Annotated in this window: 11 protein-coding genes; 4 read left to right on the top strand and 7 right to left on the bottom strand. The window is 62.0% G+C overall.

Annotated features, from left to right (window positions below):
• Nucleotides 1-40 precede the first annotated feature (40 nt).
• Complete coding sequence (locus P5205_04405) at nucleotides 41-838, top strand: BtpA/SgcQ family protein (GenBank protein HSA09592.1); 798 nt, start codon at nucleotides 41-43, stop codon at nucleotides 836-838.
• A gap of 212 nt (nucleotides 839-1050) precedes the next feature.
• Here the strand turns inward: P5205_04405 and P5205_04400 are convergent, their stop codons facing one another.
• The 7 genes from P5205_04400 to P5205_04370 all read right to left on the bottom strand — a co-directional run bounded on the left by P5205_04400 (nucleotide 1051) and on the right by P5205_04370 (nucleotide 10568).
• Nucleotides 1051-1689, bottom strand: coding sequence for a response regulator transcription factor (locus P5205_04400; protein ID HSA09591.1), 639 nt, complete (start codon nucleotides 1687-1689; stop codon nucleotides 1051-1053).
• Nucleotides 1690-1704: 15 nt separating this feature from the next.
• Nucleotides 1705-4494, bottom strand: a complete 2790-nt coding sequence (locus tag P5205_04395) for a transporter substrate-binding domain-containing protein (GenBank protein HSA09590.1) — start codon at nucleotides 4492-4494, stop codon at nucleotides 1705-1707.
• A 479-nt stretch (nucleotides 4495-4973) separates the two neighbouring features.
• Nucleotides 4974-5264, bottom strand: a complete 291-nt coding sequence (locus P5205_04390; protein ID HSA09589.1) for a hypothetical protein — start codon at nucleotides 5262-5264, stop codon at nucleotides 4974-4976.
• Between the two features lie 208 nt (nucleotides 5265-5472).
• A complete protein-coding gene (locus tag P5205_04385; GenBank protein HSA09588.1) occupies nucleotides 5473-5799 on the bottom strand; it encodes a YegP family protein in 327 nt (108 codons plus the stop codon).
• Between the two features lie 59 nt (nucleotides 5800-5858).
• Nucleotides 5859-6320 (bottom strand): hypothetical protein, encoded by a 462-nt coding sequence (locus P5205_04380; protein HSA09587.1) that lies wholly within the window; start codon nucleotides 6318-6320, stop codon nucleotides 5859-5861.
• A 102-nt stretch (nucleotides 6321-6422) separates the two neighbouring features.
• Nucleotides 6423-7928 (bottom strand): mechanosensitive ion channel, encoded by a 1506-nt coding sequence (locus P5205_04375; protein ID HSA09586.1) that lies wholly within the window; start codon nucleotides 7926-7928, stop codon nucleotides 6423-6425.
• Between the two features lie 693 nt (nucleotides 7929-8621).
• Nucleotides 8622-10568, bottom strand: a complete 1947-nt coding sequence (locus tag P5205_04370) for a sigma 54-interacting transcriptional regulator (protein HSA09585.1) — start codon at nucleotides 10566-10568, stop codon at nucleotides 8622-8624.
• 721 nt (nucleotides 10569-11289) lie between these two features.
• On the opposite strand from P5205_04370, the gene P5205_04365 reads away from it, so the two are divergent.
• From P5205_04365 to P5205_04355, 3 genes are all read left to right on the top strand, one after another.
• Complete coding sequence (locus P5205_04365; protein HSA09584.1) at nucleotides 11290-11595, top strand: antibiotic biosynthesis monooxygenase; 306 nt, start codon at nucleotides 11290-11292, stop codon at nucleotides 11593-11595.
• 64 nt (nucleotides 11596-11659) lie between these two features.
• A complete protein-coding gene (locus P5205_04360; GenBank protein ID HSA09583.1) occupies nucleotides 11660-13285 on the top strand; it encodes a hypothetical protein in 1626 nt (541 codons plus the stop codon).
• Nucleotides 13286-13817: 532 nt separating this feature from the next.
• Nucleotides 13818-15137, top strand: a complete 1320-nt coding sequence (locus P5205_04355) for a hypothetical protein (protein HSA09582.1) — start codon at nucleotides 13818-13820, stop codon at nucleotides 15135-15137.
• The last annotated feature ends 98 nt before the right edge of the window (nucleotides 15138-15235 follow it).

Raw genomic sequence — 15235 nt, 5'->3', positions numbered from 1 at the left:
GGCGTTCGGCAATCGTAGCAGCCACAACAGCAACTGACACATGCGAACCCTGCCCGACAAGTTTCTCGGCGCAATGATTGCCGTTCGGCCGCTGCCCGGTGCGCCGCGTTACGACGGCGATGACCAGGCGATCATCTCCCGGGCCCTGTCCGATCTGGAGCACTACGCCCAGGCCGGCGTGGATGCTGTGGTCCTGGAAAACAGCCATGACCTGCCGTATATCAAACCGCCACTTCCGGCGCGCGCGGTCGAAGTGATGCAGCGTGTGGCCATTGCGGCGCGCCGCCGGTTCCGCGGGCCGATCGGCATCCAAGTCCTCGAAGCCGCCAACGAGACCGCTCTTCGAATCGCGCACGAGGCTGACCTCGACTTCCTGCGGGTCGAGGGCTACGTCTTTGCCCACGTTGGCGGAGCGGGGTTGATCGAAGGCTGTGCGGGCCGCCTGCTGCGCCAGCGCAAAAAGCTCGGTTGCGAGCACATCAAAGTTTTTGGCGACGTGAAGAAGAAGCATTGCTCCCATGCGCTGACCGGCGACCTCGATATTCTCGACGAGGTCAAGCAGGCCGAGTTCTTCCTTGTGGACGGCGTGATAGTGACGGGCGCCCGGACCACGGAACCCCCGGCGGTGGCCGAATTGCGGCGCGTTAAGAAGCAAACGCATGTCCCTGTCCTCATTGGCTCCGGCATGACACCGGCAAACATCCATACCTACTTCCCCCTGGCGGACGGGTTTATCGTCGGCTCGACCTTCCGGCAGGGCGGCCGATTCCTCGGCGCGCTCGAACCAAAGCGGCTGGCAGCCTTCATGCGCGTCTTTCGCGGGCTGCGCGAGAAATGAGCATAACGCGAATACGGTGAAAACCCGGTAGAGCTCCCTTGCGGGCTGAAGCCTGTCTCCCGGCAGCATCAAATCAAGTCGCCCGGTTCCCCGCCGGCAGCGAAGTGGCCGGCATCGCAAGTATTTGTATCCTCAGAGGGCACTCCCGACTTGAGCGTCGGCGCCCTGGCTGCAGCGCTATCGCGGCATTGGGGACTTATTCGGCCAACAAATCAGGGTTGAACAAACTGGTTGCGGATGGCGTAGCGGACAACGTCCGCGGTGGAATGGAGGTCCAGCTTGCGCATCAGGTTGGTGCGGTGCGTTTCGGCGGTCTTGACGCTGATGCCGAGCGTCTCGGCGATTTCCTTGGTCGCCTTGCCCTCGGCGATGAGCTGGATGATCTCGCGTTCGCGCGGGGTTAGTTCCTGGCTGTCCGGCGTTTCGGGATTGAGGTAGCCTTGCAGAACTACCGCCGAGACTTTGGGGGTAAAGTAGGGCTTGTGTTCGGACAGGGCCTGCAGGGCGGCGACGAGGAACTCGCCCGCGTCGGTCTTAAGCAGATAACCCCGCGCTCCCGCGGCGAGCATCTCGCGCACGAGCTTCTCGGACTGGTGCATGCTGAGGATGAGGACTTCGGTGCGCGGAACGGCGGCGCGAATTTGCCGGGTGGCTTCCATGCCATTTAGCTCCGGCATGGCAAAGTCCATCACGACGATGTCGGGGCGCAACTCACGGGCTTTGGCCACCGCCTCGCGCCCGGTGCTGGCCTCGCCGCAGACTTCCCAGCCGGCATGGCCCTGGATAGTGGCGCGCAGCCCCTTGCGCACCATTTCATGGTCGTCAGCAACAAGAATGCTCAAGCGGCTCATAAGGGGGATATTAAGCTATGGGTGTGCTTCCGGAGGGGACATGGCCAGGGGCACGGTGGCGCAGACGGTGGTGCCGGTGGGGCCGGATTCGAGGTCCAGCCGGCCACCCAGCAGGCTCACCCGCTCGTGCATGCCGCCCAGGCCTACGCCCAAGCCGCCGCTCCGGGCCTTAAGCCGCGCCAGTTTGTCCACAGGTATGCCTTGTCCCATATCTTGCACTTCGAGCTTAATCAATGACGCCTGACGTGTTAAGCGGATTTTCGCGCGCGGGCTGCGGGAATGCTTGAGAACGTTGGCCAGGCACTCCTGCATGACCCGGAACAACGCCAGTTCCATATCCGCGGGCAAGCGGCCGAAATCCGGAGAGGTTGCCAGCTCGACCTGGATGCCGCAGCGGGCCGTGACCCCCTGCGCGTAGTCCTCGACTGCTTCCGCCAACCCCATCACCTCCAGCAGCGGGGGGTGAAGCAAGTAGGAGTGGGTGCGGATTTCCTGAGCGGCCTGGTGGGCCAATTCGAGGCACTCGGCGCATTGGGTTTGCGCGGCTGGGCTGGTGGAAGGCAGGTTTCGGCGAAGCTGGGCCAGGTTGAGGCTGAGGGCGGCGAGGTGTTGGGCGGTGGTGTCGTGGAGCTCGCGCGCGAGGTGGCGCCGCTCCAGGTCACGCACTTGAAGCAGGTGGGCCGAGAGCCGGTGCAGTTCCTCCTCCGCCCGCTTGCGATTGGTGACGTCGCGAGACACGACGATCATCCTGGCGACCCGGCCCTGCTCGTCGTGAATCACACTGCCCTGGGATTCGATGTGCCGCACCTGGCCATCCTGGCCTATCATGCGGTATTCCAGCCGTTGTCCGAGTCCGGTGCGAACCGTCTCGCGGAACGCCTGTTCCACGCGCGCGCGATCGTCGGGATGCACCTCGACGAAAGAGTAAGTGCCGCGCAATTGCTCAGGGTCGCCCAGGATGCCGCGGTAGGAGGGGCTGTTGTAGATGCGATTGCCATCCAGGTCGAGCACGGCGACCAGGTCGGCAAGGTTCTCCATGATCAAGCGGAACTGTTGTTCGCTTTGGTGCAGAGCCTCCTCCGCCTCTTTCAATGGCGTGACGTCCCGGATGACCTCTATGGCGCCGCAAGGGCGGCCTTCCGGGTCGTACAGCGGCGCCGCCGCTCCCCAAAGATGCGCCCCGCGGCCCTCCCGGAGCCAAGGCATAAATCCCTCTGCGGAGAGCATGTCCCCCGAGCGCTGGAATGCTCCCACGACGGCTTCGGCCTCGGGTGATGACTGCCGCACCAGGTCTATGAGCATCGGGCGCCGCTGCTTATAGAAAGGCTCCGCATAGGCGTAATCGCCCCGGCCCAGCAACGCCTCCTTCTTCACACCGGTCATGGTTTCGCACGCCCGGTTCCAAGCGATGAGCCGGTTGTCCTGGTCAATGACGAACGTCGCATCCGGCAGGAACTCGATGATGTTCACCAGCCGTTGGTGCGCCGCCTGCCTGGCCGCCTCCGCCCGCCCGTGTTCCACCCGTGTGCGCAGGGCGGTGATGCCGTAGGCCAGGTCGCCGGCCAGTTGCCCGAGCAACTCCACCTCCCCGGTCTCAAAGGTGTTCGGTTCGGCGGCATACACCATCAGGGCGCCCAACACGCGATCCTCGCTCTTGAGTGGAAAGGTGGCCGCGGCCGCATATCCGCGCTCAAGCGCGGCTCGGCGCCACGGGGCAAACCCCTGGTCAGTCAAGAGGTTGCGGACAACGACGGGTTGTCCCGTGCGAATCGCCGTGCCGGTGGGACCACGGCCCTGCTCCGTGTCCGACCAGGTGATGTTAGCAACTTCCAGGTAACCGTCCTCGACACCGGCCCGAGCGGCGGTACGGACGGACTTGGCTGCGTCCCGCTCCGCAAAGCCGACCCAGGCCATGCGGTAGCCACCGGCCTCGACCAGCAGGCGGCAGACGGCTTGAAGCAGTTCGGTCTCGTCGGTGGCCCGCACCAGCGCTTCGTTGCATTCGGTGATCATGCGCAAGGTGCGGTTCGTCCGGCGCAGGTCAGCCGTACGGCGCGCGACCAGTCGGTTGAGCACCAGGTTCCGAAATACCAACGCCAGCAGCACCAGCAGCGCCGCCGCCGCCGCGTAACCCAGGTACCGCAAGGCAGGAGGCCCGCCGACGACTTTGCCATACCATTTCTCCTCGACTTGCTCCACCTCAGCCGGGTTGAGGGCGGCGAAGCCGTCTTCTATCGTGTTGAGCAAGGCAAGGTCTCCCTTGCGCACGGCCCGGCTAAGCATGCCCACGCTCACCGGATCGGACTGCCTGAATTCACCCTTGATGCCCAGCCGGTGCAGGAAGTAAAGGACAGGGGGCTCAACTGCCACAAACACGTTGACTCTATGCTCGCTGGCTGCCTTGACCATGGCCTGGTAGTTGGTGAAAAGCAGTACCGTGGTAATGCCGCTCTGCTGCAGCAGATCGGCCCCCAGACCGCCCGCCCTGGCTGCCACTGAGAAGCCTTTGAGCGACTTCAAGCCAGTGATGCCGGTCACGTCTTTGCGGAAGAAAATGGGCAAGTTGATCCGGGCATACGGCTTCGAGAAATCCCAGTAGGCCGCGCGATCCCGGGTTTTATAGACGGTGTCAATGACATCGAACTCACCGGCCTGCATGCGCCGCAGAGCCTCGTCATAATCCAGCGCATGAATTTCCGCATGGATGCCCGTTTGGCTCTCCCACATGCGCCATTCATCCACCAGCATCCCCTGCAGTTTGCCCTCGCTGTTCCTGAAGACAAAGGGCGGAAAATCATTGCGCATGACCACACGGATCGTGCGCTGCGGGGGGGGCTGCGCGAAACAGGATGCGGCGGCCAGGCACAACAACAGACGCAGGCCAAGCAACGCGACCTCCCTGAAGGCGCCAACGCGCCCCGCTTTACCGTGACCTTGCGCCCGGGGTTTCATTGAGACTGGCGCACATACTCAACGCTATTGGATGGAGCTGGCAATTCAAAAACTGGCCCGGAATCCGGTGGATTAGCGGCAGGCAGCCTGGCATCCCTTGTGGATGAAGGGGGCCGCGCAGTACGAGCGGGAGGTGAGAGAGCGGCCAGCCGCCGCAAGTTGAACGGCGGCACTGGGCTGTGCGAGGGCAAGATCGAGGACGGCACACGGATTGCCACCAGGACCGTGCGACCGCCACCCATACGGATGATGCGGCTCGCCGGTCGCGCGATCCAGCCAACCGACTTTCCCGGCGGCTACCGTCCGCCTGCCCCGCCCAATGGCCGCCCGGATTACTTGCCCATCAGCTTGCGGATGACGCCGATGATCGTCATCAGAACGCCCCCGCCTACTCCGCCGCCCGCCACGCTGGACAGAATCGAGCCCAGGTCCATGGCGCCCCCACCCTCGCCCCCGCCGCCAACGCCGAGCATGCCAAGAATCTGGCCACCAAGGCCGCCGCCCAGAATGCCGACAACAGAGTTCAAGGCGGTCCCCAGACTGAACTTCTTGAGCAGCGCCCCGGCGATATTGCCGCCCACCGCGCCGCTGACGAGTTGAATGATCAACGCTAACACGTTCATGATGATTCTCTCTTTCGGTTTGTTTTCTGCTGTCTAACCAACATTCCCACCATTCCTGCCGTTCGAATAACAAAGCGCAGCCGCGCCGCCATCGCACCGGCATGGTGCATGGCGGCGCAACCGCTTCATCACGCCGGCCGCCCCAGCGCGGACAGAGGAACCGCAAGGGCGCTCGGCGGGCCTGGTGGGCCACCGCTGAAAGACGCGCCTAGGCGACGTCTTTAATCTCGGTTGAGCCGCAATTCTTCTTGACCGACTCGATGCCGTTCTTGGCCGCCGCCTCGGAGGAATACATTTCGCTCTTGCCGATGACCTGCTGATTGGCGGCCTTCAGCACGAAGTAGGGCTCGTTCGCAGATGATTGCTTCATCTCGAAATTCACATCCTGCGTGCCGTTGGCGCGGACTGATTCGATCCCCGCGAGCGCGGAGGCTCTCTGCTCGTAAACCTCGCTGGTCAGAATCACTTCGTGATTCGCGGCTTTGAGGTTGAACATGAACTTGCCGTTAGCTGTTTTCTTGATTTCGTATGGCATAGATTTGATTTCGTTTCTCTAACTGCGGTTTTTTGGTTGGGTTGCCGGTGCGGAGGGCCCTACGGCTTTTCCTTGGAGGTGGGCGTTTTTCGGGTTTCTTTGTCGGCGGCTGCCTTGTCCTTCCTCGGCTTTTCCTTGTCAAACTTGGCGTCAGTAATGACCTCTTGGCCGGCACTGTTTTTGTGCAGCTTGCCGTGGGCGTAATCGCCCACTTTCACGCTGCCAAGGGTGGCCGGCTTGCCGTTGATTTCGAGCGTGGACTCGGAATCGAGCTTAAGGACGCGCTCCCCCTGTTTCTTCTTCAAGGAGATAGTGTTCGCCTGTTTGTCCACCGAGGCGACGAAGCCCCAGAAGGGATACCAATCACGCTTGGCTTTCCCTTTCTCTTTGGCAGCTTTTGTCCCGCTCGTTGCGCGGCCATCGGCCTTAGCCGTTGAATCTGCCGCCGGCAGCGACGGCACACTCGCCAGGGCGACCGTTAGCAGAGACGTAACCAACAGATACTTGAGTGCTCTTTTCATAAGGGTTTCGATGACGCCGAGTATTTAAGTCTTAGGTTTCTTGTGATTAGAGCTTGGCCGAGAGTGTTGCCTCGGCTCAAGCCAGTTTTTGGTTTGTGCGAGTTACCGCTTGGGCTGGTCTTTACCGTTCGAGGCACGCCAGTCTTCGAGTGTTCGCGCGGCGATCTCCCGTCCGCCCAGGCCGAACGCGAGCGCGAAAGCCACCGCGGCGGCACCAAGGGTGAGACCGAAGGCGAGGTTGACGATATCGTCGGCCAAGCCGGTCTGGCGCAGCGCCATGGCGCCGGCCAGGGCCAGGATGACGATGCGCGCCACCATGGCCAGGCGCGGGGCAGATGGCGAATCGCTGGATCGGATGCCCTTGACAACAATCTGCGCCAGCAAGAGGCCCAGCCCGAAAATGGCGGCGCCCATGAGAATGTGGCCGGCGAATTGGATGAAGTCCTTAATCAGGACGCCCACGGCGGGGAATCCCAACATGTCGCAGGCGGTGATGGAAGCCAGCATAACGATTATGGCTAGGACCACCATGCCGACCCATGCGGCGGGGGTTTGCTTGCCCTGCGGGGCTTGTTTGGCCAGCCCCAGGGTGACCAGCACATTGTTGAATCCCACGCCGGCCAGGAGATTGGTCACAATGCCCGACGCCACTTTACCAATCACCACGGCGATGAGCACCACGACCACCGCCCCAATGATGTTCGGCAGCTCGGCCATAATCTTGCCCAGCATGTCGCTGGCCGGTTTGGTGATCGCCTCCAACTGCAACGCCGAGAGACCGCTGATCAGCACCGGCACCAGGACCACAAAGTAAACCACTAGGCCCAGCACGCCCGAGAGCCGCTGCTTGCCCAGCGACGCCGCCAAGCCCCATTTCTCACTAAGCCGGTCCACTCCCGCGCTGGCCAGCAGGCTTTGCACGATCCGTTGCGCGATCCGGGCAATGAACCAGCCAACTAACATGATGGCCGCCGCCGACATCAGGTTCGGCAGGAAGGCAAACACCTTGTTGAACAGTGTCGTCACCGGCTCCAGCAGCGCCTTCAAGTCCAGCGCCTGGAGGATCAGCGGCAGAAAGAGCAGAAACACCAGCCAGTAAACGACGTCCGCAAACGTCGCGCTCAAAGCAATCGGTTTGGTATCGGCATTGGCTGCCCCGCCGAGCTTCTCGTCGAGCTTTGCGGTGCTCAGCACACTGCCAATCACTTTCTTCAGCACCGTGGCCACCACCCAGGCCACGAACGTCAGGGCCGCCGCGCCGAGGAGCCGTGGCAGGTAGGTCAATACCGGCGCAATCAGAGCATTTAGCGGCTCGGACACCTTCGCGAGCCGGATCGTCGAGAAGAACGCCATCAGGACAATAAGCATGATGAGGTAAAACACCCCCTTGCTCACCCACTGCTCAATCGGCACCGCCGCCTTGGCGTCCGGGCCTCTCATCCACTGGGCCAGCTTGTTGTCTATGGTCGTCCGGTTCAGAAGCTTGCGCACCAGAATGGACGCTGCCAGCGCCACCAGCCAACCCAGCACAAGCACCGCCAGTCCGGCCAATAGGTTCGGGCCAAACACCGCCAACTGCTGTCTCAATTGTTCGATCATTTCAGTCATATGATTTCCTTGGATTTCACTTTTCTCACATCAATCGGGTTGCGGTCACGAGCGAGATCCCAATCCAGGCTCGAACCGCGCTGCAGCTAAAGGCTAGAAAGGTGCCAACCAGTTGGGAATCGCGCCGATTTGTACAACTTGCTGCAGTTGAGTAACTTACAAATGACGCCCGACAGGTGTTTGAGCACCAGAATCCGGCCAAACCTCCAATCAACTGGAGAAACTACGAGAACTTGGAGGTCTAAGTGCTTGGTTTTACCAGGGTTTCGTGTGCCCCAACGGAGCGTCCAACTTGGCCAGTAGTGCTCAGGATTGTCCCCCCGGGCAGGTGGGCTCGATATCCACGCCGGCAGCCGGATGTGCCCGGCCACGCCCACCAGCTGCCGCGCCAGCTACTGGCCTTGCCCGTCCCCCAAGCCGAAGGCACCCTACGCCCAAGCCAGCCACGGCGATGGCACGGCGCCAATCCGGCGGGACTACGGTGTGTATCCCATGGGGAGCGCTCCCCATGGGATACACACCGGGCTCTCACCGGTGTCACAGCGTTGGCGCACCGGCATTTCCGGCTTTGGGGAGTCCTGACGACAGATTTGCGCGGGAACCACTGCTGTCTTAAAAATGGACACGACGCCGATTCCTGCCGGAATGGCTATTTGGTCCGGAAATACGGGAGTGTAATAGTGGAATGCGGCACTAAACCGGGCGGCGGATGTCGAGCTTAGCCATCCTTGCCTCGAGAGTCGTGGGCTTGAGACCAAGCTTCGCTGCGGCACCATTGGGACCACGCACACGCCAACCGGATTCCTCCAGGGTGCTCAGAATATGCTCCCGTTCCATCTCGTTCAGTTTGCGCGTAGGGGCGGCCTTAGGCGTGGCTGCCGCTCGCGGCAACCGGATGTGCAGTTTCCGGCCAGTGGCGACGATCATCTCCCGTTCGATAAGGTTGCGCAGCTCCCGGATGTTGCCCGGCCACGAATAACGCTGCAGCGCGTCCATGCTCTCCCGGTCAATTGACTCGATGTTCTTGTTGAACGTCTTGGCGAATTGGTCCACAAACGCCCAGACCAAAAGAGGAATATCTTCGCGCCGTTCGCGCAGAGGAGGCACCGTGATCGGAAACACGTTCAGGCGGTAATAAAGGTCCACCCGGAACGTTCCATCGGCGACCGCCTTTTCGAGGTCGCGATTTGTGGCGGCTATGATGCGGACATCCACGGGGATTGGCTTGGGATTGCCCAGCCGTTCGATCTGCTTTGCCTCCAAGACGCGGAGGATCTTGGCCTGCACCTCGGGCGGCAGCTCGCCTACTTCATCCAGGAAGATGGTGGATTGATCGGCCAGCTCGAACCGGCCGATCTGCCGCGAGAGCGAGCCGGTGAATGCGCCCTTCTCCCGGCCAAACAGCTCACTTTCCACAAGGGCAGCCGGCATGACCGCGCAATTCACGCTGACCAGGGTGCGGTCCTGGCGGGCGCTTAGCTCATGGATCGTCGTCGCCAGGAGTTCCTTCCCGGTGCCCGTTTCGCCGAGCAGGAGAACGGTCGAGTCGGTCGGGGCCACCTGTTCCGCCTGGGCCAGCGCGCGCCGGATCGCCTGACTTTGCCCGACCGTTCGATGATGAGCATGGCCGAGGCTTACCCTCGCTTTTTCACGCAGGTAAACATCTTCCTCCTGAAGCTTGTTCTTGAGCCGCTCGACCTCGGCCGTCCGTTCCTTAACCAGCTCTTCCAGTTCCTGCTGGGTCCGGGTCAAAGCCTCTTGCGCTTCCACCAGAAGGGTGACGTCGGTGCAGGTTCCGAACCACTTGACGACCTCGCCGGCTTCGTCGCGCAGTGGCACCGCGCGGACTTTGAACCAGCGGTGAAGCCCTTCCCCCTTACAACGAATACGGCAGTCGAAATCTGCCGCCCTTCCGGTTTTCAGTGCCTGACTCCAGGCGGCCGCCACGCCCGGGCGGTCATCCGGGTGAAGCAATCGCAGCCAAAGCTCCCCCAGCGATTCTTTGACCGGAAGGCCCGTGTGGGTTTCCCACTGGCTGCTGGCGTAGTCGAAGGAACCGTCCGGTAACGCGGTCCAAACCAGTTGCGGGATCGATTCGATCAGGGCCTCGTAGCGATGCTCACTCGTGTATAGGGCCTTCTCCACCCGCTGGCGCGCGTGGATCTGCTCATCCAGCCCTCGCTGCTGGGCTTTAAGCACTTCCGCGGTTTCCTCGACACGGCGGGTAACCCGGCGCATCTTCTCCGCGTACCAGCAAACGACCAAGCCCGTGAGGAAGTAGGCCGCCAGGGCCAACCATCCTGCGGGATCAGGGCCCGTCAGGGAGTAACGCGGCTCCAGGAAGCAGCAGCCGCCCGCCAGCGCGCCAAGTGCCGTTGCCAACAAAGAGGGACCCAACCCGCCGAGCCAGACCGTCACGATGATGGGCAGGAGGAAAAACGCGAACGGCAATCTTCCCTGCAAGACGGGATTACACCACCAACGGAGCAAAAAGGCCACGAGCACAGCTCCCACCGCTATCAGGTAGCCCTGAAACGAGCGCCTAAGATGCGCGGCCACAGCCGCCCGTAACGTGGTGCCGAATGCAGGCGAGGAAGCGAACTCAGCCGGATCGGCGGTGCTGTTCTGTAAGTTGCTCATTCGCGGCCAGCCTTTCGAGCCGGAAGCCCTGGTCGTTGCGTAAACCGTTTCCCCTCGTGAATCCACCGCAATAGGCGCACAGATAGCGCTTTTCGAGGAATTCTATTCCCACCGGGGACGCGCAGCATCGTTCCTGCCCCCGGCGCGTTGGGGGGCAGGGAATTGGCGCAACCCACCTGGGTGCAGATTTGACTGGTCGGCGCCCTTCTGCCGGGCAAAACAAGCCGAACCGTCTTCGGACTCGACTCCCATGCTTCATATACACGCTCCAGAGCTTGCCCAAATCCTACTCCAGGCGGGGCCTCAAGTCCACACTGAGCCATCAAATAAATGTTGGTCATTCCTGCACGGAGCTTCTGCTCCAAGCGCATTCCTGGGTATCAGGCAATTCCCGTATTTGGGCTATCGGCGGTTCCTGAGTAAGAAAGCCGTTTTGGAGGACTGGCGAGTCGGGTTCGAGCGCTCCAACGCGCAACTTACAGCAAAAACGCCCGGCTAATGCCCGGGTTCGCCCGCCTCGCTTTCCAGGAGGGCGACTCTCCGAAGGTTGGTAGTATCTCCAATATTTTGGAGGCCATGCTGAAGGGCATGCAACGGAGCGTAGCGGTGCCTTTGTTTGTAAATCACATCCTCACAAATACTTATGACGATACGCGGCAGGGAATCTCAGCTTGGCATAGCTTTAGCATAGCTTTCCAGCGTGATTATTACCAGTCTTCGAATGAAAAGTACCCCGCGACGTGCGGGGGAATTAGTTCAAGCGCTGCGCTTGCTGATCAGGCAGGCACGCGCTGAGAAGGGGTTTATCACATGCCGACTCTGCCTCGAGGCTGATAGCGCAGACACAATTTGCTACGAAGAACGCTGGGAGTCCCAGAAGGACTTCGAAGAACAGGCGCGCTCACCGCGCTATGTCCAGCTTCTTGCGCTGATGGAACGCGCTACGGAACCGCCTTCGCTGGAGTTTCACTTTGTCTCCGAAACACGGGGATTGGAATATCTTGCGAGCTTGCGCGGCAATGAGTAAGCCTGTTAATTAGAAAGAGCCAAACAACAAAACAAGTCAAGTACCACACTCAAGTACCACACATATGAAAAAGAAACCGAGCAACCACATAGTGATCGTGAGTTGCGCCCTGGCCGGCCTGCTGGTCGCCGGGTGCGCTCAGCAACAACAGCGGGCAATGTATCAGTCTTCGCCCGCGGTCACCCAGGCACCGCCACCACCGGCACCGCCTCCACAAGCGCCGCCACCGCAAGCGGCCCCGGCGGCCAAACCCAGCAGCGGTTACGGGCCTTCCTACAGCACGTTCGAAGAAAACGGCGTGCGCTGGATCAGAGGCTCGATGGGATTCCCGACGGGCCTGCGCGAGAGCAGCGGGCTGCTTATCGAGAAGACGGTGCCCGCCGAAGTGCTGGCCGGGCAGAAGTTCGACTATGCCTATAAAGTCAGCAACCTGACGGATTACCCGATCCAGATGGTCATCCTGAATGACCGCGTCTCACCGAACTTCTCAATGGCCGAGGCTGATCCGAAGCCGACCGAGGTGCGCGACGGCGTGGCCACCTGGCAATTGGGGAATATGGGACCCAAGGAGACCAAGACCGTCCGGCTCAAGGGCTCCAGCGCCGAGGAAGGCTCGGTCACCACTTGCGGCTGGGCGACTTACCGCCCGCTGCTGTGCGAAGACATCAAAGTCGTAAAGGCCAATATGCAATTGGTCAAAAAGGCGCCGGCGGAAGTGGTCATTTGCGACCCGATCCCAATGACTCTGACCGTCAAGAATTCCGGCAGCAGCGCCCTCACTGGGGTGAAGGTGAACGATCCATTGCCCGCCGGCCTGACCAGCGACGGCAAGACCAGCCTGGCGTTTGACGCGGGCAACCTGGCCCCGGGCGAAAGCAAGGAATTCAAGTTCAACGCCGTCGCCGCCAAGACCGGTGAATATGTCAACAAGGCGACCGCCGCGTCAACTCAGGGCGTTACGGCCGAGGCAACCTCCCGGACTGTCGTGCGCGAGCCGGTGCTGACCGTGGCCTGCACGGCGCCCGAACAGCGTTACATGGGGCGGCCGTTCGACGTTTCGTTCACAGTGGCCAACAAGGGTGACACGGCAGCGGCCGGAACGCTGCTGGAAGTTCCCGTGCCTGCGGGGCTGACCGTGAAGTCAGCTTCCGACGGCGGGCAGGCTACTGCCAGCAAGATCACTTGGAACCTGGCCTCGCTGGCGCCGAATGCCTCGCAGAAGGTGTCGGCCGTGTTTGTGGCTGCCAATGCCGGCAGCTTCCAGTTCAGCTCGTCGGCCAAAGGGACCTGCGCCAAGCTGGTTTCCTCCACCTGCCAGACCCGGGTAGTGGGCGTGCCGGCCATTCTGCTGGAGAAGGCAGACGATCCGGATCCGCTGGGGGTGGGCACGGGCGAGACCACCACCTACACGGTTAAGATCACCAACCAGGGCAGCGCCGACGACAACAACGTGAAGATGGTGGTGACCATTGCGCCGGAGCTGGCGCCGGTCAGCGCGACGGGCAATGGCGCGATCAGCGGCCAGACGGTGACCTTCCCGGCGGTGCCGCGGCTGGCGCCCAAGGAAGCGGTCACCTACAAGATCGTGGCCCGGGGCGTGAAGGCGGGCGACGGACGCACGCGGTTCGAGCTGAACTCGGACATGCTGCAGTCGCCGGTCATTGCGGAAGAGAGCACGCACGTTTACTAAGAGCGAGTAACGAGACGGGAGCCGGCCATTGTCCGGCGCGGTTCCCGTGCGATTCCAGCGCCGCCCGGTTTGAGCCGGGAGGCGCTCCGCCCAAAAAAACAGAACCAACTTGACAAATAGACGATTTGATCCAATTACTGTTACCGATATTGAAAAAGTGAATCATCCTAAAAAGCCTATGAAGAAAAAATTAGTTATGACCTTAGCCGCAACAGCCATTGTGGCTGTTGGAATGATGTCCAATGCTCCGGAACTGCGCGCGCAAGCGACTCAGCCGGAACAATGGAATGAACAATACCGGAGCGCATACGATGTGCCGCCAGGCAAGTTTTACACCGGCCGCTCCCCATTCATGCGTCCGCAGGCCACGGCCGAGCCGGCGCCAAGATGGACACCCCCGCCTGCACCGGCACCGAAACCGGCACCCGTGGTTGCCCCTGCACCGGCACCGGCACCTGCGCCGGCACCGGCACCTGCACCGGCACCCGCGGCGAAGACTACCTGCAGCGATCCGACCTGGGGCCTCGTTAAGATGAGCAAGACGATGCCACCCGAAGCATCGCTGAATGGCGAGTTCATGGCCGAAATGCGCCTGGCCGCTCAGGGGTGCGCCGCTAATGTTGTCGTCCGGGACACCGTGCCAGCTGGCGCCAGCTACGTGCGCAGCGAACCCGCCGCGACGGTGGACGGCGACCAACTGACCTGGAATTTCGGCAATCTCGAAGCCGGCGACACCCGCAGTATCAAGCTCTGGCTCAAGGCTCAGAAGGAAGGCACCATAGTTAATTGCGCTTCGGTGTCCGCGGATCCGCGCACTTGCGCCTCCACGCGCATCGTGAACCCCGCCATCCAGCTGGCCAAGAAGGCGCCGGCAGAAGTGGTCATTTGCGATCCTATCCCGATGACCTTGACGGTCAGGAATAGCGGCAGCAGCCAATTGACTGGCGTGAAAGTGACCGACAACCTGCCGGCTGGCTTGAGCAGCGACGGCAAGAGCAGCCTGGCGTTTGACGCCGGCAACCTGGCCCCGGGCGAAAGCAAGGAATTCAAGTTCAACGCCACAGCGGCCAGAACGGGTCAATTCGTCAACCGGGCGGAGGTCGCCACTGCCCAGGGTGTGAAGGCCGATGCGTCTTCCACCACCGTGGTGCGCGAGCCGGTGCTGACCGTGGCCTGCACGGCGCCCGAACAGCGTTACATGGGGCGGCCGTTCGACGTTTCGTTCACAGTGGCCAACAAGGGTGACACGGCAGCGGCCGGAACGCTGCTGGAAGTTCCCGTGCCTGCGGGGCTGACCGTGAAGTCAGCTTCCGACGGCGGGCAGGCTACTGCCAGCAAGATCACTTGGAACCTGGCCTCGCTGGCGCCGAATGCCTCGCAGAAGGTGTCGGCCGTGTTTGTGGCTGCCAATGCCGGCAGCTTCCAGTTCAGCTCGTCGGCCAAAGGGACCTGCGCCAAGCTGGTTTCCTCCACCTGCCAGACCCGGGTAGTGGGCGTGCCGGCCATTCTGCTGGAGAAGGCAGACGATCCGGATCCGCTGGGGGTGGGCACGGGCGAGACCACCACCTACACGGTTAAGATCACCAACCAGGGCAGCGCCGACGACAACAACGTGAAGATGGTGGTGACCATTGCGCCGGAGCTGGCGCCGGTCAGCGCGACGGGCAATGGCGCGATCAGCGGCCAGACGGTGACCTTCCCGGCGGTGCCGCGGCTGGCGCCCAAGGAAGCGGTCACCTACAAGATCGTGGCCCGGGGCGTGAAGGCGGGCGACGGACGCACGCGGTTCGAGCTGAACTCGGACATGCTGCAGTCGCCGGTCATTGCGGAAGAGAGCACGCACGTTTACTAAGAGCGAGTAACGAGACGGGAGCCGGCTATCGTTCGGCGCGGTTCCCGTGCATTTCAAGCGCCGCCCAGCCTCGACTGGGCGGCGCTCAGTCCTTCTAG

The organism is Candidatus Paceibacterota bacterium (assembly GCA_035452965.1).
Lineage (GTDB): Bacteria > Verrucomicrobiota > Verrucomicrobiia > Limisphaerales > UBA8199 > UBA8199.
The sequence above is the reverse complement of the archived record's forward strand: the minus strand, read 5'-3'. Positions and strand labels throughout refer to the sequence as shown.

Excerpts from the sequence above, each read along its gene's own strand:
- P5205_04405 (HSA09592.1), top strand. The coding sequence starts at position 41 with ATGCGAACCCTGCCCGACAAGTTTCTCGGCGCAATGATTGCCGTTCGG.
- P5205_04400 (HSA09591.1), bottom strand. The coding sequence starts at position 1,689 with ATGAGCCGCTTGAGCATTCTTGTTGCTGACGACCATGAAATGGTGCGC.
- P5205_04395 (HSA09590.1), bottom strand. The coding sequence starts at position 4,494 with ATGCGCAATGATTTTCCGCCCTTTGTCTTCAGGAACAGCGAGGGCAAA.
- P5205_04390 (HSA09589.1), bottom strand. The coding sequence starts at position 5,264 with ATGAACGTGTTAGCGTTGATCATTCAACTCGTCAGCGGCGCGGTGGGC.
- P5205_04385 (HSA09588.1), bottom strand. The coding sequence starts at position 5,799 with ATGCCATACGAAATCAAGAAAACAGCTAACGGCAAGTTCATGTTCAAC.
- P5205_04380 (HSA09587.1), bottom strand. The coding sequence starts at position 6,320 with ATGAAAAGAGCACTCAAGTATCTGTTGGTTACGTCTCTGCTAACGGTC.
- P5205_04375 (HSA09586.1), bottom strand. The coding sequence starts at position 7,928 with ATGACTGAAATGATCGAACAATTGAGACAGCAGTTGGCGGTGTTTGGC.
- P5205_04370 (HSA09585.1), bottom strand. The coding sequence starts at position 10,568 with ATGAGCAACTTACAGAACAGCACCGCCGATCCGGCTGAGTTCGCTTCC.
- P5205_04365 (HSA09584.1), top strand. The coding sequence starts at position 11,290 with ATGAAAAGTACCCCGCGACGTGCGGGGGAATTAGTTCAAGCGCTGCGC.
- P5205_04360 (HSA09583.1), top strand. The coding sequence starts at position 11,660 with ATGAAAAAGAAACCGAGCAACCACATAGTGATCGTGAGTTGCGCCCTG.
- P5205_04355 (HSA09582.1), top strand. The coding sequence starts at position 13,818 with ATGAGCAAGACGATGCCACCCGAAGCATCGCTGAATGGCGAGTTCATG.